Origin of the sequence: Pigmentiphaga litoralis, from assembly GCF_014651835.1 — a bacterium.
GTDB classification, from domain to species: Bacteria; Pseudomonadota; Gammaproteobacteria; order Burkholderiales; family Burkholderiaceae_B; genus Pigmentiphaga; species Pigmentiphaga litoralis.
On sequence record NZ_BMXQ01000001.1, the window covers coordinates 2,177,278 to 2,200,335 of the forward strand.

Annotated in this window: 23 protein-coding genes and 1 tRNA gene; 15 read left to right on the top strand and 9 right to left on the bottom strand. The window is 65.8% G+C overall.

Features of this window, described 5'->3' with window-relative positions; genetic code table 11:
- Nucleotides 1-49 precede the first annotated feature (49 nt).
- From IE116_RS09790 to IE116_RS09805, 4 genes are all read right to left on the bottom strand, one after another.
- On the bottom strand, nt 50-2,554 hold the full coding sequence (locus tag IE116_RS09790; RefSeq protein ID WP_189611957.1) for a PAS domain-containing protein: 2,505 nt from the start codon (nt 2,552-2,554) through the stop codon (nt 50-52).
- Between the two features lie 161 nt (nt 2,555-2,715).
- The gene (locus IE116_RS09795) at nt 2,716-4,839 is read right to left on the bottom strand and encodes an alpha/beta hydrolase domain-containing protein (protein ID WP_189611960.1); all 2,124 of its coding nucleotides are present in this window, start codon (nt 4,837-4,839) and stop codon (nt 2,716-2,718) included.
- A 194-nt stretch (nt 4,840-5,033) separates the two neighbouring features.
- Entirely contained in the window at nt 5,034-5,225 is a 192-nt protein-coding gene (locus IE116_RS09800; protein WP_189611962.1) for a hypothetical protein, read from the bottom strand.
- Nucleotides 5,222-5,464, bottom strand: coding sequence for a hypothetical protein (locus IE116_RS09805; RefSeq protein ID WP_189611964.1), 243 nt, complete (start codon nt 5,462-5,464; stop codon nt 5,222-5,224). The genes IE116_RS09800 and IE116_RS09805 overlap by 4 nt, the downstream gene beginning before the upstream one ends.
- A 32-nt stretch (nt 5,465-5,496) precedes the next feature.
- Here IE116_RS09805 and IE116_RS09810 point away from each other — a divergent pair, with 32 nt between their 5' ends.
- Nucleotides 5,497-5,634 carry a hypothetical protein gene (locus IE116_RS09810; protein ID WP_189611965.1) on the top strand — a complete coding sequence of 46 codons (138 nt, stop codon included), beginning with the start codon at nt 5,497-5,499 and terminating at the stop codon, nt 5,632-5,634.
- Nucleotide 5,635: 1 nt separating this feature from the next.
- Here the strand turns inward: IE116_RS09810 and IE116_RS09815 are convergent, their stop codons facing one another.
- Nucleotides 5,636-5,947, bottom strand: coding sequence for a hypothetical protein (locus IE116_RS09815; protein ID WP_189614765.1), 312 nt, complete (start codon nt 5,945-5,947; stop codon nt 5,636-5,638).
- A 216-nt stretch (nt 5,948-6,163) separates the two neighbouring features.
- Between IE116_RS09815 and IE116_RS09820 the strand changes: the two genes are divergently transcribed.
- The 3 genes from IE116_RS09820 to IE116_RS09830 all read left to right on the top strand — a co-directional run bounded on the left by IE116_RS09820 (nt 6,164) and on the right by IE116_RS09830 (nt 7,553).
- A complete protein-coding gene (locus IE116_RS09820) occupies nt 6,164-6,601 on the top strand; it encodes a hypothetical protein (protein WP_189611967.1) in 438 nt (145 codons plus the stop codon).
- Between the two features lie 180 nt (nt 6,602-6,781).
- Nucleotides 6,782-7,051 (top strand): KGG domain-containing protein, encoded by a 270-nt coding sequence (locus IE116_RS09825; protein ID WP_189611969.1) that lies wholly within the window; start codon nt 6,782-6,784, stop codon nt 7,049-7,051.
- A gap of 64 nt (nt 7,052-7,115) precedes the next feature.
- Nucleotides 7,116-7,553 carry a hypothetical protein gene (locus IE116_RS09830; RefSeq protein WP_189611971.1) on the top strand — a complete coding sequence of 146 codons (438 nt, stop codon included), beginning with the start codon at nt 7,116-7,118 and terminating at the stop codon, nt 7,551-7,553.
- Between the two features lie 159 nt (nt 7,554-7,712).
- Here IE116_RS09830 and IE116_RS09835 read toward each other — a convergent pair.
- The 4 genes from IE116_RS09835 to IE116_RS09850 form a co-directional block, all read right to left on the bottom strand.
- A tRNA-Met gene (locus IE116_RS09835) sits at nt 7,713-7,789 on the bottom strand.
- A gap of 359 nt (nt 7,790-8,148) precedes the next feature.
- Nucleotides 8,149-9,084, bottom strand: coding sequence for a uroporphyrinogen-III C-methyltransferase (cobA, locus tag IE116_RS09840; RefSeq protein WP_189611972.1), 936 nt, complete (start codon nt 9,082-9,084; stop codon nt 8,149-8,151).
- The gene (locus tag IE116_RS09845) at nt 9,081-10,265 is read right to left on the bottom strand and encodes a CmpA/NrtA family ABC transporter substrate-binding protein (protein WP_189611974.1); all 1,185 of its coding nucleotides are present in this window, start codon (nt 10,263-10,265) and stop codon (nt 9,081-9,083) included. The genes cobA and IE116_RS09845 overlap by 4 nt, the downstream gene beginning before the upstream one ends.
- Nucleotides 10,266-10,581: 316 nt before the next feature.
- Nucleotides 10,582-11,160 carry an ANTAR domain-containing response regulator gene (locus IE116_RS09850; RefSeq protein WP_189611976.1) on the bottom strand — a complete coding sequence of 193 codons (579 nt, stop codon included), beginning with the start codon at nt 11,158-11,160 and terminating at the stop codon, nt 10,582-10,584.
- A 138-nt stretch (nt 11,161-11,298) separates the two neighbouring features.
- Here IE116_RS09850 and miaB point away from each other — a divergent pair, with 138 nt between their 5' ends.
- The 11 genes from miaB to gloA all read left to right on the top strand — a co-directional run bounded on the left by miaB (nt 11,299) and on the right by gloA (nt 23,013).
- The gene (gene miaB / locus IE116_RS09855) at nt 11,299-12,690 is read left to right on the top strand and encodes a tRNA (N6-isopentenyl adenosine(37)-C2)-methylthiotransferase MiaB (RefSeq protein WP_229828080.1); all 1,392 of its coding nucleotides are present in this window, start codon (nt 11,299-11,301) and stop codon (nt 12,688-12,690) included.
- The gene (locus IE116_RS09860) at nt 12,687-13,709 is read left to right on the top strand and encodes a PhoH family protein (RefSeq protein ID WP_189611978.1); all 1,023 of its coding nucleotides are present in this window, start codon (nt 12,687-12,689) and stop codon (nt 13,707-13,709) included. The genes miaB and IE116_RS09860 overlap by 4 nt, the downstream gene beginning before the upstream one ends.
- A 46-nt stretch (nt 13,710-13,755) precedes the next feature.
- Nucleotides 13,756-14,280 carry an rRNA maturation RNase YbeY gene (ybeY, locus tag IE116_RS09865; protein ID WP_373302982.1) on the top strand — a complete coding sequence of 175 codons (525 nt, stop codon included), beginning with the start codon at nt 13,756-13,758 and terminating at the stop codon, nt 14,278-14,280.
- A 28-nt stretch (nt 14,281-14,308) separates the two neighbouring features.
- Nucleotides 14,309-15,202 carry a CorC family transporter gene (locus IE116_RS09870; RefSeq protein WP_189611987.1) on the top strand — a complete coding sequence of 298 codons (894 nt, stop codon included), beginning with the start codon at nt 14,309-14,311 and terminating at the stop codon, nt 15,200-15,202.
- Nucleotides 15,203-15,212: 10 nt separating this feature from the next.
- On the top strand, nt 15,213-17,090 hold the full coding sequence (lnt, locus tag IE116_RS09875; RefSeq protein WP_229828081.1) for an apolipoprotein N-acyltransferase: 1,878 nt from the start codon (nt 15,213-15,215) through the stop codon (nt 17,088-17,090).
- Nucleotides 17,091-17,179: 89 nt separating this feature from the next.
- The gene (gene glyQ / locus IE116_RS09880) at nt 17,180-18,076 is read left to right on the top strand and encodes a glycine--tRNA ligase subunit alpha (protein WP_179585752.1); all 897 of its coding nucleotides are present in this window, start codon (nt 17,180-17,182) and stop codon (nt 18,074-18,076) included.
- Nucleotides 18,077-20,218, top strand: coding sequence for a glycine--tRNA ligase subunit beta (glyS, locus tag IE116_RS09885; RefSeq protein WP_189611989.1), 2,142 nt, complete (start codon nt 18,077-18,079; stop codon nt 20,216-20,218).
- Nucleotides 20,219-20,280: 62 nt separating this feature from the next.
- Complete coding sequence (gmhB, locus tag IE116_RS09890; RefSeq protein ID WP_189614549.1) at nt 20,281-20,844, top strand: D-glycero-beta-D-manno-heptose 1,7-bisphosphate 7-phosphatase; 564 nt, start codon at nt 20,281-20,283, stop codon at nt 20,842-20,844.
- A 1-nt stretch (nt 20,845) separates the two neighbouring features.
- Complete coding sequence (locus IE116_RS09895) at nt 20,846-21,601, top strand: lysophospholipid acyltransferase family protein (protein WP_189611991.1); 756 nt, start codon at nt 20,846-20,848, stop codon at nt 21,599-21,601.
- Between the two features lie 14 nt (nt 21,602-21,615).
- Nucleotides 21,616-22,578 carry a M48 family metallopeptidase gene (locus IE116_RS09900; RefSeq protein WP_189611992.1) on the top strand — a complete coding sequence of 321 codons (963 nt, stop codon included), beginning with the start codon at nt 21,616-21,618 and terminating at the stop codon, nt 22,576-22,578.
- Between the two features lie 30 nt (nt 22,579-22,608).
- Nucleotides 22,609-23,013, top strand: coding sequence for a lactoylglutathione lyase (gene gloA, locus IE116_RS09905; RefSeq protein WP_189611995.1), 405 nt, complete (start codon nt 22,609-22,611; stop codon nt 23,011-23,013).
- The last annotated feature ends 45 nt before the right edge of the window (nt 23,014-23,058 follow it).

Sequence of the window (23,058 nt, forward strand, 5' to 3'; positions counted from 1 at the left end):
AACAAATGTCAGTTTCGCGTCAGCTTCGCGGTACATCCCGACGCCGTCGTCAGGCGGCCGATCGCCGCGCCAGCATGGCCGACAGACGGGACGTCAGGTCGTCCAGCTCGAAGGGCTTGGTGATCATCTGCATGTTGCCTGTCAGGAAGCCCGCCGATCGCGTCGCGGCTTCGGCATAGCCCGTCATGAACAGCACCTTGAGGTCGGGTCGCGTCTGCAGCGCGGCGTCAGCCAGCTGGCGGCCGTTCAGGCCCGGCAGGCCCACATCGGTCAACAGGACATCCAGCGGCGCCGCGCTGTTCAGGAACGCGAGCCCGGCCTGGCCATCGGCCGCTTCGCTGACGTGATAGTCCAGGCTGCGCAAGACCTCGCACACCACCGCGCGCACCGTGTCGTCGTCTTCGACCACCAGCACGTTGGCGCCCGTGCAGGCGCCGGCGGCGTGGGCGGGGGCCGCCGCATCGCCCAGGGTTGCGACATCTTCAAGATACCGGGGCAGATACAGGCTGATGGACGTGCCTTCGCCCACCTGGCTGTCGATACGCGCCGTGCCGCCGGACTGCTGCGCAAACCCGTAAGCCATGGACAGACCCAGCCCGGTGCCCTGCCCGATCGGCTTGGTGGTGTAGAACGGTTCAAACGCGCGCGCCACCGTGTCCGGGCTCATGCCGGTTCCCGTATCGGCCACCTCGATCAGGACATAGTCCCCGGCAACCACGCCTGGCAGGCGCCGCACGCTCTCGGCCGTCAATTCGACGTTGGAAGTGGTGATGGTCAGCGTGCCGCCGTCGGGCATGGCGTCACGCGCGTTGATCGCCAGGTTCAGCAAGGCATTTTCCAGCTGGTTGGCGTCGCAACGGGCCATCCAGACGCCCGGATCAGTCACGGTCCGGGTGGCGATGCCCTCGCCCATCGTCCGTCGCAGCAGGTCCGCCATGCTGTCGACCAGTTCATTGGGGTTCAGGGGTACCGGCGCCAGGGGCTGGCGCCGCGAGAACGCAAGCAGACGGTGCGTCAGGGCGGCGGCCCGACCGGCCGAGCTTCTGGCCAGGGCCACGTAGCGGGACAGGTCGGTATTCAAACCGCGCCGCAGCGCGTGGTCGATCAGTTCCAGCGGTCCGGTAATGCCCTGCAGCAGATTGTTGAAGTCGTGCGCGATCCCGCCGGTCAACTGGCCGACCGCTTCCATTTTCTGCGACTGGCGCAGCGATTCTTCGGCGATACGCAAGGCGTCGGCGGCATCGCGCTCGGCGGTGATATCCCGGCCGAACATGAACAGCGCATCTCCTTCCGACACCACCGTCAGCGACAACCACCGATGGCCCCCTTCCTTGTGGCGAAAGGCGACGTCCTGGCGCAACGGCGCATCGCCCGCGCCAACCTGGGTCCAGGGCTCGGCGTCGTTCATGTGTTCACTGGCCGTGAAGTCGCGCAAGGGCATGCCGATGACGGCTTCTTCCGACCAACCCAGCACCGACGTGAAGGCCGGATTGACCCGCAGCAGGTAGCCGTCGATGGACGCCGACGCCAGCACCTCGTGCGACATCATCCAGACCCGTTCGCTCGCGCGGCTGGAGTCCTCCACCTGCCCTTCCAGGATCTGGTTCAGCCGCCGCAGCTTGGCCTCGTTGACACGCAGGCGGTCTTCGGCGCGGCGGCGGTCATCCACGTCCTCGGTGGACCCATACCATTTGACGATGCGGCCCGAGGCATCACGCCGCGCCGACGCACGCGATCGCACCCAGCGATAGGTGCCGCTGCGCAGTCGCAACCGGTATTCGATGTCATAGGGCTCGCCCGTCGCGACCGACCGCTTCCAGCTTTCTATCGCCGGGCGCACGTCCACCGGATGCAGTGCCTCGCTCCAGGACAAGCCGCCACCGCCCGACCCCGTCCAATCTTCCCAGCGCCGCGCCTGATCGACGACCCCTTCGGCATTCGCGGTCCAGGCAATCTGTGGATTCAGCTCCACCGCATGGCGATAGTGGTCCTCGCTTTCACGCAAGGCCGCTTCGGACCGGAAACGTTCGATGGTCAACGCGACGGTCTGCGTGACCAGGACGATGACGTCCAGGTCCTCGGGCGTCGGGGAGCCTGGTGCGTTCATATACAGGGCGAAGGTGCCGAGCAGCACGCCGTCCGCGCCGATCAGCGGCGTCGACCAGCATGCCCGCATCTCGTAGTCGGCGGCGATGGACGCATAGGCTGCCCAGCGCGGGTCGGTTGCGATGTCCGAGACATAGGCCGGTTCGCCGCTATAGGCCGCACTGCCACAGGACCCCTGGAACGGCCCGATCGGCAGGCCGTCGACGATGGCGTTGTAGCTGTCCGGCAGGCTGGGCGCGGCGCCGTGGCGCAAGGTCGACTTGTCGGCATCCATCAACAGGACAGAGGCCCGCACCGGAACGCGCGCCGTCGACTCTACCGTGGTAACGACCGATTCGAGCACGTCGCGCAGCGGGTCGCCGGCCGCAATACGACGCAACGCTGCACGTTCGGTGTCAATCAACGACGCAGTGATGGCAACGCGATGAAAAATCGGCTCGGCGGGCATGGCTCTGCATCTCGGTGGGTCGCCAAAGCATAGCGCAACAACGACACAGCGCGACCGAAGTCGCGCTGTGTCGCATGCATGTCACGAAGATGCCAGACGGCGGCATCGGGCCAGGGCAGGCTGCGGGACCGTGCCCGCACCTGCCTCGGCCCCACCGCGTGTCAGGGGAAAATCTGCCGGGCCGTGGCCTCCTGGATCAGGCGATCGGCGTCGCGTTGCAGCAGGAAGCGCTGGGTGACCAGGCTGTTGGCAGCCGCCGTCACGGCCGCTATATAGCCCGCCTGATTGCCATACAGGCTCTGCAGCGATGGCCGGGTATCCCCTGCCGCGATCCGCGCGGCTTCGGTCACATGGAACGGCAGGTAGGCACCCGACAGGCCCGACAGATCGACGATGCCCGGAATCGCCACATAATTGAACTCCAGGCTGGTGCCCAGCGGCGCCAGGGCTTCAACACTGCGGATGCCGGTCTTGGCCATGCCGGTGGACGGATCCACCTGCGGGACCAGGATCGCGTAGTCCTTGCCCGAATAGGCGGGCGGCAGCACCGTGGCGATCCCCGACTCGTCTTCCGGCCGGTATTGCGGACCGTAGTTCAGCACCGAATAGCCATTCACCCGCGCCAGGTAATTGAAGGTCGGCACCGGGGTCTGCACGCCGCCCACAGGCCAGGTCACGCCTTTCATGACCGGGAATTTGAGCTGGTCCGGACGGGTCAGCGTGCCGTCGGCCACCTTCGGCACTTGCGAGGGTGGCGGCGCCTTGTCAGCGACCACCCAGTCTTCCAGATCCAGGAACAGTGCGCGGAAGGTGTCGGTATGGTGGGCCACGGTGCCGGTCGGGTACACGTTGGACGCGGCGTTATAGCTGATGCTGCCCGTGCCCCCACTGCCGCCGTGCTGCGTGCTGGCGTAGTAATAGATCCGCGCATTGTCAGGCTGCGCAAGATCGGTGAACCCATACGCATCGGTCAGCACGGGCGAGCCCTGCAGCACCCAGAACTCGGTGCCCGACAGCCCCAGGAAGAACTTGGGGCAGGTCGACGAAGCCGAGCAGCGTGTCATCACCCCGCCCTTCTGGCCGGTGATGGGGTCGACATAATCCTTGCCCAGCGCACGTGGCGCAGTCTGGCCAAAGGCCGTGTGGTCGGTCCGCAGACCGCCCCCGCCGCCCGGCACGGCAAAGCGCGTGTTGATGTTGGTCTGGCGGGCGGCAACGTGCGCGTACATGCCGTCGAACACCTTCCCACCATCCAGCGACTGGTTGAAGCCAAGATGCAGGAAGGTCTTCATGGCATTGCCAGACTGCGACGTGCCCTGCCCTATCGTGTGCTTGATGCGGCCCGCCAGCGGGTTGGGCGTGCCGGCCGCGTCCGCGGTCTTGCTGCGGAAGAAGCTGACCGTATCGCGCAAGGCGGCCAATCCGACGCCCATGACCTTCGGGTCCTTGGCCACGTAGACCAGTTCATACAGGTAATTGCCCTGCAGGCCGCCCCTGACGCAGATGCTGGCGGGGTCGGGCTTGCCGGGGAACGGCGTGGTGGCGTCGCAGGTCGCGAACTTCCAGTCAGATGGCGCGATGGTCACGCGCTGGTCGGTCTCGTTCAGGCGGCGGGTCAGCGAATAGCCCGGCAAGGTGTTGTCGAGACTGGCGGGCGCATACGGAATCATCGACCCGTTGAACACGCCGCCCGGCAGCGCCGTTGACAGCACGTCGCGGCTGGGCACCAGCTCGGCGCGGTAGGTCCCCGTAATGGACGAGCCGTCGGGGTTCTTTGCGACCGGCACGGTGGCGGTCAGGCGCGCGGCGGTGCTCTTGGGCACGTCGCCCTGCCATGCCGAATACAGCACGACGTAACCGCGCTCCAGGAAGACGGCATCGCTGGGGGTGGCGGTCGGATTCAGGTAGGTCAGGATATTGCCGCGATTGGGGGCGTCGTACCGCAGCACCCCGTTGGACTTGCTCATGTCCTTGGGCTTGAGCATCACGAAGTCTGCCGAATAGTCAACCATGCCGCGGGCATTGACCGGCGCCAGGGCCAGGTCCTGAATGACAGCGTTGCGGCTGTCCTTGGGATCGACTTCGCCGGCGATGGTGCCGGTCACGCGCTCGTAGGCGCCAACCGAGCCGTACGTGCCCGGAAAATCTTCCGTCGCCGTCACGGTCATTGTCAGCCGGGGGGTCACGCTGGGCGCGGATGGCGCATCGTCGCCATCGCTGCCGCCACACGCCGCCAAGGTACCGGCCAGCGTTACCGCAGTGGCTGCCCACATCGTTCGTTTCATGCCTGTCTCCTCGTGTCTGCCCGGATAGGAACCGGATCTGGGTCCTAATCTAATCGGGCCGCGACTATTGTTGAAATCAATTATCGAGATAGGTCGATCTGGAAAACGAATGAATGGCGCATGAAAAAAGCGGCCTTGCAGGCCGCTTTGAGCACATCGCGTCGCGGGCAATTGTGGCCGCGGTCAGGTAAAGCTTACGTAGGTTGCGCCCAGCGTTCGGCGCGGTCCAGCGGCACGCTGTCCAGACCGCCGGGCGTCATGTCGGCGTCCTCGAAACTGTCGGGCGCGCTGTCGAATTCAAAGCGCTGGTGCCGCTCGGACGACAAGGCCCCGCTCACGTATTGTTCATAACGATGGGCCAGCGGTGTGTCGAGATCGCGGCTCATGGCTTGCCCGATCCATTCGACTTGGCTGGATGGGTATGACCCGGATCGGCAGACGGCCCGCCGTCGGCGGCGTTGCCTGCCGAGGTAACGCCTGCTTCGCCGCCAAGCCCGCCACCTTCGGCCAGGCCCCCTTCGTCATTGCTTTCCGTGGATGCGGTCGTGCGGCTGTCGTGGGCCCGGTTCAGCGCTTCTGCAGCCGTGTCTTCGTCGTCCTGCTTCGGGGGGGTGGTGGCGTTCATGGCGCAGCTCTCTACCGTATGGGAACGTACCCATGAGCAAGCGCTGTACCCGCACGTCGCTGGCCAGCATCGAGGATGCACGTGACGCCAGCCGTCCCCAGAATGAACAAAGCCCGCGGATCGCCGCGGGCTTTGTTGGAGGCCGGCGCAAGCGCCGCCGTGTCGTGTGACTCAGCGCAGGCCGAAGAACGACAGCACTGCGATGACGATGACGACCAGCCCAACGATATAGATGATGCCGTTCATATTGCTTCCCCTCACTTCGTTGAAAGTACGAATCGAATCTTGCGCCGATTCCCCAAACTTGAGCGGCCATCCTAGCACCGCGACTTTCCGATGCGCCCCAGGGTTCGGCTCAATTCGTAACGGCACGCATCGCCGCCAACGGCGCCCATGCTCACCTTTGGTCCAGCGGCAGGCACCGCGCAGATCGTTTGTCTGCCTGCTTGAAGGACCTCGCCCCGTAGCCTGGAACAGGGGCATTTTCGTACGTGCCCCTTCGTGTCTGCCGGATACAAGCACTTTCACTGTAGTGGCCTGCAAGCGCGCTCAGGCGGTCCCTTCTTGCGCGCGGGCCTGGCTTGACTGGCGCTAAAGCCTTGTCATACAACGTGAACCACTGTCACCGTCATGTCGCCAGTCGCACGTAGAGTCATGACCGGGCTGAATGTGCAGCCCGTCCATTCATGGAGGCATTCCATGTTGAAGCACGATCCGTCGGGCAACCGTTCCGACCATGAACACGCTTTCCCCCCCGCTGCCCCGCGCTGTGTCGGCAATGTCCGCAGCGCATCGGTCATCAACCAGGACGTATCGAGGTTGCTGGACATGGCCTGCGCTGAACAAGCGGCCGTGGTGTCCCACATCGGCCGGGGATCTGACCTTGCGCGCGATCCGTCCCGGCTGTGGGTTCCGGAAGAACCTTCAGATGCGGCTAATCCGCGGGCAGCCATCCTGACCGCCCCTGTTTGGGATGAGACCGCCGACCGGTTGATCCCGCAGGGCTGCTGCCTGGCTGAGGATGACGCAAGCGGGCAGGTAAAACTCACCTGGCGCTACGGTCCCAGCAAGCAAAGTGCGCTGCTTTCGAAAGATGCTTACCACCGCCTGCTGGACAGTGCCACGATCGTCGAATAACGGCGCTGCAGCGAAGGATGAGCAAGATCTGCCCATCGCGGATTCATCCTTTGGCGTAGCAGAAATAGGTAGATCTCTCGGAATTTGAAAGTGTTTGAAATACTCTCAAAAGCTCACGAAAAAACGCGCTATTACTGACCCGTCGCTGACTCGTTGTGAGTCGCCCCAGACGGAGCAGGTATGACCGAGCAACTCAAAACTCGACGGCCGCGCGGATTCGCGGCTATGGATCCCGATAAACAGAAAGCCCTCGCCTCGGCGGGTGGACGCGCCGCGCACCGGCACGGCCGCGCGCACCAGTTCACCGAGGACGAAGCGCGTCTGGCGGGCGCCAAAGGCCGCGCAGCACGTCAGGCAAAACGCATCGCCGCCATGAATACCGGGTCGGACGACGCTCGGGATGAACAGAACGAAGACGTATCGGTGGACGAGTCCGAACTGCAGACCTGACGTTATCGACACGATGCGCCCACGCTGCCACACACCGCTGATCGGCGGCGGCGGCTTGGGGAACATGATGAATATCAAAGCCAGTGCAGTCGACGCGATCATCTTCGGATCCAGACCGGGTCGCCCGACGTCACGCCGCGCCACCCGCGAACGCGACAGCCCCGACGAACAGTGGACGGCGATGGCCCGACGCCTGGAAAATGCGGGCGCTCGCTTCAACGCGCACATGGCCCGTGACACGGAAAAACCCAACTGGTCCGCGGCGACAGGATTTTGGCAGGCACGCTCGTGTCGGCCCTGGACGAATCCCCGCGCCGCCGTGGTGACCCGACCGATCCTGGGATCGGGGGACGCCGCAAGTGTGCCCGAGGGCTGCTGTCTGCTGGAAACCGAACCTGACCACACCGTGCTCAGCTGGCGCCGCGGCATTGACGTGGTGCAGGTGCGACTGACGTCGGACGAGTTCGAAGCGTATCGCGCGGACGGCACGATCGTCGACTGATCAGCCGGGGAGCGATCCCAGGTCGATGGGCCGGCCAACGACAGGGTCGGTGATGTAGCGCCCCAAAACAAAAACGCCACCGGCAAGGGTGGCGTTTTCGCTTCGTCTTTGCAGCGGGCTTGAAGCGAACTTCAGTGGCGTGCTGCAAGGCTGAATTCTTGGTGGCGCATCAGGGATTCGAACCCCGGACCTGCGGATTATGATTCCGTCGCTCTAACCGACTGAGCTAATGCGCCAAATGCAGAGGCCGAACTATACCCAATTTTTCCGGCGTGCGCAATTTGCTGCCGATTCGTCGTAAAGTGATCGGCTTGCCTGCGCGAACGGCGGTCATGCTGCATCAAAAAAAATGGCCCGACATTGCTGTCGGGCCAATAGGGAGCACACAATATCGCGCCTCAATATGCTCGCGGGGGAAGCGCGATATCGGTGTCAGAGCCGCGGCACAGCAAGCCAATCGGGGGATCTGCGGATTCCGCCATGGCCTTTGACGCCGTGCGCGTCTCAGAGCCTGCAGTCTAGATCCAACCCTCTGACATCAACCTGAACATTGCTGCGGTGCAGTGTCACGCGATGTATCGGTGACGGCACGGGCTCACCCGGTCGTTACCAACCGCGCATCCGCCAGCACATCCTGCGCCATCGCCATGGCATGCGACACCGCGTCGCCCAGCACGATCACGGCGGGACTGCCCATGCCGTGCGTCGCGATAGCCTCAGCCATCCGCGCCACAGTGGTCGTCAGGTGACGCTGGTCCGCACAGGTGGCGCGCTGCACCACGGCGACCGGCAGGTCGGCCCGAAAGCCCGAGGCCATCAGCACGCGCGCCAGGCGGGTCGGATCGCTCATGCCCATGTAGCAGACAACGGTCAGGCCGCTTTGCGCCAGCGCCCGCCAATAGGGCTGGGACCCTGCTCCGGTTTCGTCCACCGTATGCGCCGTGACCAGGGCGACGCCGCGCGCCACCTGGCGATGGGTGATCGGCAGTCCCAACTGCGCGCCGATGGCCAGCCCGGCCGTCAGGCCTGCAACGGCGTCAACCTGCACGCCGCGCTCGGCCAGCCAGGCCCACTCTTCACCGCCGCGCCCGAAAATGAAGGCGTCGCCGCCTTTGACGCGCGCCACGGTTTCCCCCTGGCGGGCGTAGCGCAGCATCAGCCGCAAAATGAAGGGCTGCGGGGTCGACTTGCAGCCGCCGCGTTTGCCGACACGCACAATGCGGGTCCCTGGCGCGGCCAGTTCCAGCACACCCGGGCCGACCAGATCGTCCACCAGCCACACCGTGCAGGTGGCCAGGGTCTTGACGGCACGCACCGTCAACAGATCCGGATCGCCTGGCCCGGCGCCGATCAGCCAGACCTTGCCGCGGCACGGCACGGACCGCACGGGTTCGGAAGAAAACGTCGACGACGACAACGGGGCTGCTGACAGCGGGTTGGAAGCCAGGCGATCGGACACCAAGCGGTCGGGCACCAACGCAGTCGGCGCCAGGACGGACGCAGGCAGGTTTGTGATCACGGCGGATGTCATGACGTCACCTCGGTAGAAATCGATGCACCAGCCGGCGCAAACTGGCTCAGATAGGTGTCGGCGTGGCGGGCATCCCACTTGACGCCATCGAGCAGCACCGCGCTGCGCCATGGGCTGGCCGGCACCGCTACCTTCGCCATCGCGGCCGCATCCTGATAGACATCGATGCGATGCACGGCGCGGGCGACGGCCTCGTAGTCCGGCACGTCGCGCAGCAGGCCCCAACGCACGAACTGCGTCAGGAACCACATGCCGTCCGACACGTAGGGGTAGGTCACCTCGCCGTCATTGAAGAACGTGAGCGGGTGGGTATCGCGCCAGCGGCGGCCCTGCGCGTCGCCGGACAGGCCTTGCAGGCAATCGGCCAGCAGGGTGTTGGGCTGGTCGATGGCATCGGCGGCGGCCAGGCGGCGGGCGACACCATCGCGCGCCCGCATCGTATCCAGATACCGCGCCGTATCCAGCAGCGCAGCGACCAGGGCGCGCGCGGTGTTGGGATGGCGCGTGACCCAGTCATCGGTCGCGGCCAGCACTTTTTCAGGGTGGTCGGGCCAGATGGCCTGCGACGTGCAGGCAATGATGCCTTCGCCCTGCTGCGCGGCCAGGGTGTTCCAAGGTTCGCCCACACAAAAGGCGTGCACCAGCCCTTCCTGCGCGGCGGCCACCATGCGCGGCGGCGGCACCACCACGCGGTCGACGTCTCGCGCCGGATCGATGCGGTGCGCCGCCAGCCAGTAGGCCAGCCACATGGCATGCGTGCCGGTCGCAAAGGTATGCGCCAGGGTCAGGCCCGCGCCGTCGCGCACCGCGCGCGCCATCGACCAGCCGTCCCGTACGCCCTGCTGCGCCAGGCTCTTGCCGATCGTGATGCCCTGGCCGTTGTGGTTCAGTCCCATCAGGATCGACATGGGCGTCGCGGCCGACCCGATGCCCAGATGCGCGCCGTACACCATGCCGTAGAGCGCGTGCGATGCGTCCAGCGAACCGTTGGCCAGACCGTCGCGCACCATCGACCAGGAGGCCTGGCGCACGGGTTCGATGCGGATGCCGTAGCGCCGGTCGAACCCCAGTTCGGCGGCCATCACCACGGTCGCGCAGTCCACCAGCGGGATGAAACCCAGCCGGACGGTATCGAGTTCGGGGGCGTCGCCATCGGCGCGCCGGGAAAGAGGGGATGTCATGCCTTGCTCGCTCGGTTCCGGAATGAAAAAGCGCCCGTCTTCGCCAGGATGCCTTCCTGACGCAGACGGACGCCGTTGTCCGCGACGCGGCTGTGACGATGCGCCGTCATTGGTGCATCGAGCCACGCTCGGGTCTCATCATGCAAAGCGCGTGCCAGTGGCGGGCCGTTGAGCCGGCGGATCAGCCGCTACGGGAAATACAGGGGCAAGGCTTGACCGCCACTGGCCCGGATCGCTGCCGTGAACGCACCAAAGCCATGCATGCAGGCACCAGAAGTGGTCAATCGACTTTGCAGACGCAGGGGCCGGGCCTCGCTCAGGGCTTGAGCCAGCCCGCGACTTCGACCATTTCCCGGGCCACGTCGCCGATGCGCCGCTGGCTTTGCATCGCGCGTTCGCGCAGCAGCTTGTAGGCCTCGTCTTCCGACACGCCGCGCAGTTGCATCAGCAGACCCTTGGCCTTGTCGACCCACTGCCGTTCGGCCAGCTTCTTCTTGGCGTCCTGCAGTTCTTCGCGCAGTTCGCGCTCGACGCTGAATCGTTCGATCGCCACGTCCAGCAAGGTCTGGATGCGCGTGGCGGGCACCTCGCCGACCACGTAGGCGGCCACGCCCACCTCGAGCGCCAGCCGGATGGTGCTGCGCCCGCCATCGCCCGTGAACATGACGACCGGACGCGCGCTGTGTTCGCTCGCCACACAGACGTCTTCCAGCGTGTCGCGCGACGGCGCGTCGGAATCGATCAGTACGACGTCGGGCTTGAGCTTGGCGATGACGGCCGCCATCCCGACGCTCGCCTCGATCTCGGCAATCACGTTGACGCCGGCTTCGGCAAGTGTCTGTCGCAGCGACACCGCCCTGCCCGATCCGTCGTTAATCAGTACCACATTGAGCATGTTGTTCCCCGTCGCTTTTGGCGACGCAAGTTGTATGCCATTGCTGGCTTCATGATGCCGCCATCCCCAATGCTCATGCGGGGTCGCGTGATAAACTGGCCGGCTTGCCCCCGGGCTAATTCCCGTTACGGCACTTCCATGACCGAACCCCGCAAACTGTATATCCGCACTTTCGGCTGCCAGATGAACGAGTATGACTCGGACAAGATGGTCGATGTGCTCAATGCCGACTCCCCGCTCGTGTTGACCGACACGCCGGAAGACGCCGACGTGATTCTATTCAACACCTGTTCGGTGCGCGAGAAGGCGCAGGAAAAAGTCTTCTCCGACCTCGGACGCGTCAAGCAGCTCAAACGCAACAAGCCCGGCCTCGTGATCGGCGTGGGCGGCTGCGTTGCCAGCCAGGAAGGCGCGGCCATCGTGGCGCGCGCGCCCTATGTCGACGTCGTGTTCGGCCCGCAAACGCTGCACCGCCTGCCCCAGTTGATGGAAAAGCGCCGGCTGACCGGCCAGTCGCAGGTCGACATCAGTTTCCCCGAAATCGAAAAGTTCGACCACTTGCCGCCCGCGCGGATTGACGGCCCATCCGCCTTCGTGTCGATCATGGAAGGCTGCAGCAAGTACTGCAGCTTCTGTGTGGTGCCGTATACCCGCGGCGAAGAAGTGTCGCGCCCGTTTGAAGACGTGCTGACCGAGATTGCCGACCTGGCCGACCAGGGTGTCAAGGAAGTCACGCTGCTGGGCCAGAACGTGAACGCGTATCGCGGACAGATGGGCGACACGGCCGAGATCGCCGACTTTGCGCTGCTGCTCGAATATGTGCACGACATTCCAGGCATCGAACGCATCCGCTTCACGACCTCGCATCCCAAAGAGATGTCGCAGCGGCTGATCGATGCCTACGGCAAGCTGCCCAAGCTGACGTCCTTCCTGCACCTGCCCGTGCAGGCCGGCAGCGACCACATCCTGATGGCCATGAAGCGCGGCTACACCGCGCTGGAATTCAAGTCCATCGTGCGCCGCCTGCGCGCCGTACGGCCCGACATCGTCATGTCGTCGGACTTCATCGTCGGCTTTCCTGGCGAGACCGAAGAAGACTTTGGCAAGACCCTGAAGCTGATCGAAGACGTGAACTTCGACGCGTCGTTCTCGTTCGTGTACTCGCGCCGCCCGGGCACGCCCGCCGCCGACCTGCACGACGAGGTGGCGCAAGAGGTCAAACTCGAACGGCTGCAGCGTCTGCAGGCCCTGATCAACACCCAGGCCGCCGCGATCAGCGAGGCCATGGTCGGTTCGATCCAGCGCGTGGTGGTCGAAGGCGTGTCGCGCAAGCGGGCCGACGAACTCATGGGCCGCACCGAAAACAATCGTATCGTCAACTTCCCGGCGCCCGCGCGGCTGCTGGGAACCTTGGCCGACATCCGCATCACCGCGGCCATGTCCCACACCCTGCGCGGCGAGGTCGTGACGCACGACCCCGTCAGCCCATATCCCAGCGTCACGACCGTATCGAGTCCCTCGCACGCATGACAGATTCCCGTACCGTATCCTCCGCCCGTCGCAACCTGCCCGTCGTTCTGACGCTGGACGAAGACAATGTCCGCCTTGCGAACCTGTGCGGTCCGCTCGACGAAAATCTGCGCCAGCTGGCCGCAGCCTACGGCGTCGAACTGACGCGGCGGGGCACGCGGCTGACCTTCGACGGCGACCGCGCCGACGATGCCGCGGCGGCGGTGCTGTTCCTGCACCAGCGCGCGCAGGAACCGATCTCCATCGACGACCTGCAACTGACGCTGGTCGAACTGGGCGCCATGGACACGCAGCACGATCCGCGCGACGTGCCCGCCCTGGTGCCCGGCACCGGCAACGAGTCCGAGATCGTGCTGCGCATTCCGCGCCGGCAGGACCTGAAGGGCCGCACGCCGCGCCAGCGCGACTACCTGCGCAATATCCTGTCGCATGACATCTCGTTCGGCATGGGTCCGGCCGGCACGGGCAAGACCTATCTGGCCGTGGCCTGCGCGGTGGACGCCATGGAACGCGAGTCGGTCAAACGCATCGTGCTGACGCGTCCGGCAGTCGAAGCCGGCGAACGCTTGGGCTTTCTGCCTGGCGACCTGTCGCAGAAGGTCGATCCCTATCTGCGTCCGCTGTACGACGCGCTCTATGACCTGCTGGGGTTCGAAAAGGTCGGCAAGCTGTTCGAAAAGCAGGCGATCGAAATCGCGCCGCTGGCCTACATGCGCGGCCGGACGCTGAACAACGCGTTTGTGATCCTGGACGAAGCGCAGAACACGACGCCGGAACAAATGAAGATGTTCCTGACGCGGATCGGCTTTGGCAGCCGCGCCGTCATTACCGGCGACCCGTCGCAGGTCGACCTGCCCAAGGGCCATCGCAGCGGGCTGGTGGACGCGGCGAACATCCTGTCGGCGGTCAAGGGCATTTCGTTCACGCAGTTCACGAGCAGCGACGTCGTGCGCCATCCGCTGGTGGCCCGCATTGTCGATGCCTATGAAAAGCATGGCGCGAGCAGCAGTGGCAAGTAAGGGGGCTGGCAGGCCGGCCGCTGCAAAGACAGCAGCCGGAAAGAAGGTGGCCAAGCCGGCGGCAGCAGGAGCCGCCGTCGAAACGGCCGTCCTGCCGTCCCTTGTCACGCCGCTCAGCCTGTCCGTGCAGTGCGCCGTCGACGACGACCGCCTGCCCCGTTGGCGGGTGCGCCGCTGGGTGGCGTTGACGCTCAAGCACCTTGCCACGTCGAAATCAGCGCCCACCGCCGTCCACCTGACCCTGCGCATCGTGGGCGCGGCCGAAGGCCGGCGGCTGAACCGCGACTTTCGCGAACGCGACTACGCCACCAATGTGCTGACCTTCGAGTATGGCGATGACCCGTCGGGCACCACCAGCGGCGACATCGTGCTGTGCCTGCCCGTACTCGTGAAAGAGGCGCGGGAACAGAAGAAGCCCTTCCTGAATCACGCCGCGCACCTGGTGATTCATGGCGTCCTACACGCATTGGGTTACGATCATTTGAACGCGCGGGAAGCCACACGCATGGAGCGTCTGGAAACCCGCATTTTGGCCGAATTGGCAATACCCGACCCGTATCGGGTATCCTGAGACCTTCACAAACTGTCCTGTCAGGACGATGTCAGACTCCTCCCCTAGTCCGGCGTACGCAGCGCGTGCGCCCAAACATCCTCCCAAAACCTTCTTCGAGCGACTCTCGGCGCTGATCCATCGCGAGCCGGAAGACCGCGAAGATCTGAAGGCGGTGCTGGAAGCGGCCTATGGTCGCGACCTCCTGGACGCCGAAGCCCTGTCGATGATCGAAGGCGTGCTGGCCGTGTCCGAACTGGCCGCCGGCGACATCATGATCCCGCGTTCGCGCATGGACATGCTGGAAGTCAGCGAGCCGATCGAAGCGCTGCTGCCCGGCGTCATCGAAACGGCCCACTCGCGTTTCCCGGTGTACGAAGAAAGCCGCGACAACGTGATCGGCATCCTGCTGGCCAAAGACCTGCTGCGCTGCGTGGTGGACCGCCACCTCGAACTGCGCACGCTCTTGCGGCCGGCGGTGTTCATTCCCGAGTCCAAAAAGCTGAACGTACTGCTGCGCGAATTCCGCAGCAACCGCAACCACATCGCGATCGTGGTGGATGAGCATGGCGGCACCGCCGGCCTCATCACCATTGAAGACGTGCTGGAACAGATCGTTGGCGAGATCGAAGACGAATACGACGACATCGACGTCGAACAGTCCATCCTGCCCGACGGCAAGAACCGCTGGCGCGTGATGGCCACCACCAGCATCCGCCGCTTCAACGAGACCTTCGGGTCTTCGCTGGACGACGACGAGTACGACACCGTCGGCGGCTGGATGGCCGGCAATCTTGGCCGCATTCCTCGCCGGGGCGACCACATCGAACGCGACAACCTGAAGCTGGACGTGATCCGTGCCGATGCGCGCCGCGCGTTGTGGCTGCGTGTCGCGCGCTTGCCCAACGACGGGTCCGAGTCGACGCCGATCGACGAGCGATAGGCCGCCCGCCGTGCGCCGTCCTTCCCTGCCGCTCGTGGGCGCCCTGCTGCTGGGCGCGCTCCACGGCCTGGCGTTCGCGCCCGTCCCCTTCCCTGCCTGGCTGCTGCCCTTCGTCCAGATTGCCGCGTTCGCGGGCCTCTGTGCGCTGACCTGGCGCGCCCCCAGCGTGCCGCGCGCCACCGTCCTGGGCTTCGTGTTCGGCATGGGGCACTTCGGCGTCGGCATCTCCTGGATCTACACCAGCCTGCATGTGTACGCCCACATGGCCGCGCCGCTGGCCGTCATGGGTGTCGTGCTGCTGTCGGCCTACCTGTCGATCTTTCCGGCAGCGGCGACGGCGTTTGCGCGCTGGGTCGCCAAGGCGCCTGGCGTGGCCGACGCGGCCCGTGATCGCACATCGGTTACGGCGGCTGCCGGCAAGCTGGTCCTGCCCCCTGCACGACTGCCTACCCGCTGGACGGCGCTGATCGCGGCCGTGTCCATGGCCACGGCCTGGACCGCGGCCGAATGGGTGCGCGGTGTCCTCTTCACGGGCTTTCCGTGGCTCAATGCGGGCTATGCGCATGTCGATGGTCCGTTGCAGGGCTGGGCGGCCCTGGCGGGCGTGTACGGGGTCGCGTTCCTGGCCACGCTGACCGCAGGCGGCATTGCCGCGTCGGTGCTGTGGTCGCGCGGGCCGCGCGCGGGCTCGGCATCCGCTGGACCGACGCCGCAGGCCACCGATGCTGCACTGGTGCTGACGCCCGGCCCCGACGCGTCGGCCACGGTGCCCTCGCCCGCCCTGCACGCCATCGATGCGCGGCGCGGCGCGGGCCTGCCGCTGGCGCTGGCCGTCCTGATCTGCGTGCTGGGCGCGGGCGCCGGGCAGATCTCGTGGGTGACGCCGCATGGCGACCCGATCACGGTGCGGCTGGTGCAGGCCAATATCCCGCTCGACGACAAATTCGATCCCGCCTTCATCTGGCAAGGCATGGATGCGCACCGCCGGCTGGCGGAAATGCCAACCGCCAATGGCCGCCCCATCGACCTGACCCTGCTGCCGGAAACCGCCGTCCCCGTCTTCCAGGACCAGTTGACGCCGGCTGCGTGGGGCGAATGGGTGGGCAGCGCGGCCGCGGCCAAGAGCACCTTCGTGCTGGGCGTGGCCCTGCGCGACGTGCGGCCCGATCGCGAATACTTCTACAACGGCGTGGTGGAACTGGACGGCAACACGCCTGAAGACGCCCTGGTTGCGGGCCGGCCCGGGCATCGCTACAGCAAGAACCACCTGGTGCCCTTCGGCGAGTTCGTGCCGCCGGGCTTCAAGTGGTTCGTCAACGCCATGGTGATGCCGCTGGGCGACTTCGACCGGGGCGCGCCGCGACAGCGGCCGTTTGCGATCGCCGGCCAGCACATCGCCATGAACATCTGCTACGAAGACGTGTTCGGCGAAGAACTGCTGCCCGCCATCCGTCCGTGGAGCGGCGACGATGACGATGCCCCCAACCAGGCGCCCGATGACGACGCGGATCGGGAAGCCGGCGCCACCATCCTGGCCAACGTCAGCAACCTGGCGTGGTTCGGCGATTCGCTGGCCTTGCCGCAGCATCTGCAGATGTCGCGGATGCGGGTGCGCGAGACCGAACGGCCCATGCTGCGCGCGACCAACACGGGCATGACGGCGGTGATCGACGCCACCGGCAATGTGCAATCGCAACTGCGCCCGTTGACCGTTGGCGCGCTCGATGCGACCGTGCAGGGCACGACCGGACTCACCCCCTATGCGCGCACCGGCAACGCCCCGGTGCTGGGCGGGCTGCTTGCCCTGCTGGCGTTTTTCACGTGGCACCGCAAGCGCCGCAAGGCGCCCGCCCAGACAAAGGCGGCGCGATCGGCGCGGCGCAGTTAAAATCCCCCCTTTCGTCCTGCAGTCCGCGCCCCGCCGGGCACGACTCGACGTACCCTCGGCAAGCAAGCGCCGAACTTACCGCGAACACCATGCTGACATTTCAACAGATCATTCTTCGACTCCAGGAATACTGGGCCCAACAAGGCTGCGCGCTGCTGCAGCCGTACGACATGGAAGTCGGCGCGGGCACGTCCCATACCGCGACCTTCCTGCGTGCACTGGGTCCGGAGCCCTGGCGTGCGGCGTATGTGCAGCCATCGCGGCGGCCCAGCGACGGCCGGTATGGCGAGAACCCCAACCGCTTGCAGCACTACTACCAGTTCCAGGTCGTGCTCAAGCCGGCCCCCACCGACATCCTCGAGCTGTACATCGGCTCGCTCAAGGCGCTGGGCATCGATCCGCAGCAACATGACGTGCGCTTCGTGGAAGACGACTGGGAAAACCCCACGCTGGGCGCCTGGGGCCTGGGCTGGGAAGTCTGGCTCAACGGCATGGAAGTCACGCAGTTCACGTACTTCCAGCAGGTCGGCGGCATCGATTGCAAGCCCACCACTGGCGAGATCACCTACGGGATCGAACGCCTGGCCATGTATCTGCAGGGCGTCGAAAGCCTGTATGACCTCGTCTGGACCGACAGCCCGCATGGCAAGCTGACCTACCGCGACGTCTACCACCAGAACGAAGTGGAACAGTCGACCTACAACTTCGAGCACTCGTCGCCCGATATCCTGTTCCAGCACTTTACCGATTACGAAACCCAGGCCAAGCACCTTGTCGAGGTGCCCCTGGCGTTGCCCGCCTACGAGATGGTCCTGAAAGCCGCCCACACATTCAACCTGCTGGATGCGCGCGGCGCGATCAGCGTCACCGAGCGCGCCGCCTATATCGGCCGCATCCGCAATCTGTCGCGCGCCGTTGCGCAGAGCTATTACGAGTCCCGCGAACGCCTGGGCTTCCCGATGCTGGCGCGCAAGGAGGCCGCATAAATGGCGCACGCTTCCCAGCCCCTGCTGATCGAACTGTTCACCGAAGAACTGCCGCCCAAGGCGTTGAATCGCCTGGGTCATGCCTTTGCCGACGGCGTGGCGGCCGGCCTGTCCGCGCGCGGCCTGCTGGCCGAGGGCAATACCGTCACGCCGTTTGCGTCGCCGCGCCGCCTGGCCGTGCGCCTGTCGGCCGTGCTGGCGCAGGGCGCCGATGCGGCCTTTGCCGAAAAGCTGATGCCCGCCAGCGTGGGCCTGACGGCCGACGGCAAGGCGTCCCCCGCACTGATGAAAAAACTCGCGGCCAAGGGTCTGCATGACCTGGATGTGTCGACCCTGGCGCGCGAGTCCGATGGCAAAAACGAAAACCTGGTGTATCGCGGCGTGGCGCCGGGCGCCGCCCTGACGGCCGTGCTGCAGGGCATTGTCGAAGAGGCGCTGGCCAAGCTGCCCATCCCGAAGGTCATGAGCTACCAGCTGGCCGATGGCGAAACCACCGTCAAGTTCGTGCGCCCGGCCCATGGCCTGGTCGCGCTGTATGGCAATGAGGTCGTCGACATCTCCATCCTGGGCCTGAAGTCGGGCCGCACCACCACCGGTCACCGCTTCCAGTCCAGCGGCCCGATTGAACTGCCGTCGGCCGACAGCTACGAAGACAAGCTGGCCGGACAGGGCCGCGTGATCGCTGCGTTCGACGCGCGGCGCGGCAACATCGAAGAGCAGCTGCGGGGTCATGCCGCGCGACTGAACGCGTCGCTGGGTGACGAAAGCGACGTGGGCCCGCTGCTGGACGAGGTGAACGCGCTGGTCGAATACCCCACCGTGTACGTGGGCGAGTTCGAGCCGGAATTCCTGGCCGTCCCGCAGGAATGCCTGATCCTGACGATGCGCCTGAACCAGAAGTACTTTCCGCTATTCGAAGCCGACGGCAGAAAGCTGACCAACCGTTTCCTGATTGTCAGCAACATGGCGCTGACTGATCCGGCCAACATCGTGGATGGCAATCAGCGGGTGGTGCGTCCGCGCCTGGCCGATGCCCGCTTCTTCTTCGAAACCGATAAAAAGACGTCGCTGGCCTCGCGGGTCGATCAGCTCGGCACCATCGTTTATCACAACAAGCTGGGCTCGCAACTGGACCGCGTCCAGCGCGTGCGTCAGCTGGCGTCGTGGGTGGCCGAACGCATTGGCGCCGACCCCAGGCTGGCGGACCGCGCGGCGCTGCTGGCCAAGACCGATCTGGTCACCGGCATGGTGGGCGAATTCCCGGAACTGCAGGGCCTGATGGGGTCCTACTATGCCGTGGCCGATGGCGAAGATCCGGCGGTCGTGGCTGCCATTCGCGACCAATACCGCATTCGTTTCGATGACGCGGTGGAAGACGAAACGGCCGTGGCCGCGGCGCTGTTCATTGCCGACCGCGCCGAGACCCTGGTCGGCATCTGGAGCATCGGCCTCGTGCCCACCGGCGACAAGGACCCCTTCGGTCTGCGCCGCGCGGCGCTTGGCCTGATCAGCGCCTTTGAACAGCTGGCGGCAGGCGATCGCCTGGGCGCCGGCGGCGAACCACTCACGCTCGACCTGCTGCTGGAACGCGCGGCCGCCACCTTCGGCACGTCGGCCGCTTCGGTCATCGTGACCGAAGTGCGCGCCTTCGTGTTCGAACGGTACCGCAACCTGCTGGCCGCCACGTACGACCGGTCGGCAGTGGATGCCGTGATCGCCGTGACGCCGCCGCTGGAAGAAGTGCCGGCCCGCGTGCGCGCGGTGGTCGAATTCGGCGCGCTGCCCGAAGCCGCCAGCCTGGCGGCCGCGAACAAGCGGATCGGCAACATCCTGAAGAAGAACGAAGGCGAAGGAAAGATCGGCAAGGTCGACCCGGCACGTCTGGTGGACCCGGCTGAACAGGCTCTGGCCGCCACCGTGGAACGCCTGCGGCCCGAAGCCGAATCGCGTTTTGCGGCCGGCGATTTTTCGGGCGCGCTGACGGTGCTGTCGGAAGCGCGCGGTCCGGTCGACGCGTTTTTTGCGGACGTGATGGTGATGGCGGAAGACCCGGCGCTGCGCGCCAACCGGCTGGCGCTGCTGGCTGATCTTCACGGGGTGATGAACCGCGTGGCTGACCTTTCCCGTCTGGCGGCCGCGTGATCAAGCCCGTCTCCAACAAGCCAGCCGGCAAGCCCACGGGCAAGACCGGCGCGAGCAGCGGCATGCCGCGCAACCGGCTGATCATCCTCGATCGCGACGGGGTCATCAACCAGGACAGCGCCGAGTTCGTGAAGTCGCCCGACGAATGGATTCCGCTGCCGGGTGCGCTCGAGGCCATCGCGCGCATGAACCAGGCCGGCTATCGGGTGGTGATCGCCAGCAACCAGTCGGGCCTGGGCCGCGGGTTGTTCGACGCTGCCACGCTCAACGCCATCCACATCAAGCTCAAGACGCAGCTTGCCAAGGTGGGCGGCACGGTGGATGCGATCTTCATCTGCCCGCATGCTCCCGACGACGAATGCGATTGCCGCAAGCCGTTGCCGGGCCTGTTCTATTCGATCGCGCAGCGCTTCGACATCGACCTGGCCGGGCTGCCCGCCGTGGGCGATTCGGCACGGGATCTGCAGGCCGCCTACACGGCCGGCTGCACCCCGTGGCTGGTGCTGACGGGAAATGGACTCAAGACCCAGGCGCAGGGCAACCTGCCCCCCACCACCGTGGTCTGGGAATCGCTGACGGCAGTGGCCGAGGCGCTGGAAACCGCCAACCTGGCGGAGGAACACTGATATGGCGTGGTTACGCTCGGCGTTGTACGCGGTTTTCCTGCTGGTCACCGTCATTCCCTTTGCCCTGGGCAGTGTGCTCTGGTCTCCCCTGCCGCTGTCGTGGCGCTACCGGCTGACGGTCGGCTGGCCGCGGCTGGCCGTCTGGGGCGCACGTTTCATCGTCGGCATCCGCTGGCAGATCAAGGGCTGGGAAAACCTGCCCGACAAGCCCGTGGTCATCCTGTCCAAGCACCAGTCGGCCTGGGAAACCATGTTCCTGATCGCATGGATGCCACGCGAACTGTGCTTCGTCTACAAGCGCGAACTGCACTGGGTGCCGTTCTTCGGCTGGGGCCTGGCGCTGCTGAAGATGATCTCCATCAACCGCAAGAAAGGCAGTGATTCATTCGAGCAGGTCGTGGCCCAAGGGCGTGAAAAACTCGCGGCTGGCCGCTGGATGATCATGTTCCCCGAAGGCACCCGCATTGCTCCGGGCAAGGCCGGCAAGTACAAGAGCGGCGGCGCCCGAGTGGCCGTGCGAACCGGCGCCTGGGTGGTGCCGATCGCCCACAACGCCGGCGAATGCTGGCCGCGCAACGCCTTCGTCAAACGCCCCGGCGTGATCACGGTGTCGATCGGCCCGGCCATCAATTCCGAAGGCCTGACGGCCGACGCATTGAACCGCCAGGTCGAAGCCTGGATCGAAGGCGAAATGCGCGTCCTCAACCCCGAGCGCTACAAGGATGGTCGCCCGTCCGAGCGCCCGTCGCCCCGGTAATCCTGTCGCTGCGTATGGCCGGCCCCCGTCTCTCCGACTCCGTGTGTCCTGTCCCGTCCCGCCCGCGTGCCCGTCCCGCGTGCGTGGCGGCGGCTGCACGCGCGCCGCGAGGTGAACGTGCGGGGGCAGACCCGCAGCCGCAGCTCGAACTGCTGCTGAACCCGCCCTCCCCCACCCCCGTGGCCTCGACGCCGCCGGTCGCGCCGCCCGATCCGGCCGTGCAACTGCCGCCCGGCGCACGGTGGCGCGAGGTGACCGCCGACGGCCAGGTGATCCGCTTCGTGCTGCAACGCTCGCGCCGCCGCAGCATCGGCTTCGTGATCGGTGACGATGGCCTGCGGGTCACGGCGCCCCGTTGGGTGGTGCTGGCCGATATCGACACGGCCGTACTGGAAAAATCGCGCTGGATCCTGTCCAAGCTCAACGACTGGCAAAACCGCAAGGAACGCCTGGCGCTGAACCAGACCAAATGGGAAGACGGCGGCGAACTGCCCTACCTGGGCAAACGCATCACCATCCGGCTGGACGCCCATCGCAGCCTGCTGCTGGAAGGCGACGGGCTTGCGCCGCAAGATGGCGACGTGCTGTGGCTGCCGCTGCCGCACGATGCCGGCGCCGCGCGGGTGCGCGACTCGGTCCAGGCGTGGCTGCAATCGCGGGCCCGCGCGATCTTTGACGTGCGCCTGAAGGACTTCCTGGATCGCACCGGCCTGACCATCAATCGATGGAGCCTGTCATCGGCCGCGACCCGCTGGGGGTCCTGCACCAGCGCAGGCAACATCCGGCTGAACTGGCGCCTGATCCACTTCCCCATGAACGTGATCGACTATGTGATCGCGCATGAACTCGCGCACCTGCGCGAAATGAACCACAGCGCCGACTTCTGGGCCGAAGTCGGCCACCTGCTTCCGGGCTTCGAAAGCGCGCGGGAAGCTCTGCGCCGCCACGACCCGACCAGCCTGCCGCAATTCGTCTAGCGGCCGGCGTTTTCATCCAAGGACACTTCCATGCGACTTCTCCACACCATGCTGCGCGTCGGCGACATGCAGCGTTCCATCGACTTCTACACCAACGTGCTGGGCATGCGCCTGCTGCGCAAGAGCGACTATCCCGACGGCAAATTCACGCTGGCCTTCGTCGGCTACCAGGACGAGAAAGACGGCGCCGTGCTGGAACTGACCCACAACTGGGACACGTCGTCGTACGAATTGGGCACTGCCTACGGCCACATCGCGCTCGAAGTCGAGAACGCAGCCGGAACCTGTGACAAGGTGCGCGAACTGGGCGGCAAGGTGGTTCGCGAAGCCGGCCCCATGAAGCACGGCACCACCGTCATCGCGTTCGTCGAAGATCCGGACGGCTACAAGATCGAGTTCATCGAGCGCGGCTCGCGCAAGGGCGCCAGCGACTGATCGCTGCGTGCACCGCAGGCGCCGGGTAGCCTGCCTCGGCGCCTT

Bases quoted from the DNA above. Each gene is read 5' to 3' on its own strand.
- IE116_RS09790 (WP_189611957.1), bottom strand. From the start codon at position 2,554: ATGCCCGCCGAGCCGATTTTTCATCGCGTTGCCATCACTGCGTCGTTG.
- IE116_RS09795 (WP_189611960.1), bottom strand. From the start codon at position 4,839: ATGAAACGAACGATGTGGGCAGCCACTGCGGTAACGCTGGCCGGTACC.
- IE116_RS09800 (WP_189611962.1), bottom strand. From the start codon at position 5,225: ATGAGCCGCGATCTCGACACACCGCTGGCCCATCGTTATGAACAATAC.
- IE116_RS09805 (WP_189611964.1), bottom strand. From the start codon at position 5,464: ATGAACGCCACCACCCCCCCGAAGCAGGACGACGAAGACACGGCTGCA.
- IE116_RS09810 (WP_189611965.1), top strand. From the start codon at position 5,497: ATGAGCAAGCGCTGTACCCGCACGTCGCTGGCCAGCATCGAGGATGCA.
- IE116_RS09815 (WP_189614765.1), bottom strand. From the start codon at position 5,947: ATGCCCCTGTTCCAGGCTACGGGGCGAGGTCCTTCAAGCAGGCAGACA.
- IE116_RS09820 (WP_189611967.1), top strand. From the start codon at position 6,164: ATGTTGAAGCACGATCCGTCGGGCAACCGTTCCGACCATGAACACGCT.
- IE116_RS09825 (WP_189611969.1), top strand. From the start codon at position 6,782: ATGACCGAGCAACTCAAAACTCGACGGCCGCGCGGATTCGCGGCTATG.
- IE116_RS09830 (WP_189611971.1), top strand. From the start codon at position 7,116: ATGATGAATATCAAAGCCAGTGCAGTCGACGCGATCATCTTCGGATCC.
- cobA (WP_189611972.1), bottom strand. From the start codon at position 9,084: ATGACATCCGCCGTGATCACAAACCTGCCTGCGTCCGTCCTGGCGCCG.
- IE116_RS09845 (WP_189611974.1), bottom strand. From the start codon at position 10,265: ATGACATCCCCTCTTTCCCGGCGCGCCGATGGCGACGCCCCCGAACTC.
- IE116_RS09850 (WP_189611976.1), bottom strand. From the start codon at position 11,160: ATGCTCAATGTGGTACTGATTAACGACGGATCGGGCAGGGCGGTGTCG.
- miaB (WP_229828080.1), top strand. From the start codon at position 11,299: ATGACCGAACCCCGCAAACTGTATATCCGCACTTTCGGCTGCCAGATG.
- IE116_RS09860 (WP_189611978.1), top strand. From the start codon at position 12,687: ATGACAGATTCCCGTACCGTATCCTCCGCCCGTCGCAACCTGCCCGTC.
- IE116_RS09870 (WP_189611987.1), top strand. From the start codon at position 14,309: ATGTCAGACTCCTCCCCTAGTCCGGCGTACGCAGCGCGTGCGCCCAAA.
- glyQ (WP_179585752.1), top strand. From the start codon at position 17,180: ATGCTGACATTTCAACAGATCATTCTTCGACTCCAGGAATACTGGGCC.
- glyS (WP_189611989.1), top strand. From the start codon at position 18,077: ATGGCGCACGCTTCCCAGCCCCTGCTGATCGAACTGTTCACCGAAGAA.
- gmhB (WP_189614549.1), top strand. From the start codon at position 20,281: ATGCCGCGCAACCGGCTGATCATCCTCGATCGCGACGGGGTCATCAAC.
- IE116_RS09895 (WP_189611991.1), top strand. From the start codon at position 20,846: ATGGCGTGGTTACGCTCGGCGTTGTACGCGGTTTTCCTGCTGGTCACC.
- IE116_RS09900 (WP_189611992.1), top strand. From the start codon at position 21,616: ATGGCCGGCCCCCGTCTCTCCGACTCCGTGTGTCCTGTCCCGTCCCGC.
- gloA (WP_189611995.1), top strand. From the start codon at position 22,609: ATGCGACTTCTCCACACCATGCTGCGCGTCGGCGACATGCAGCGTTCC.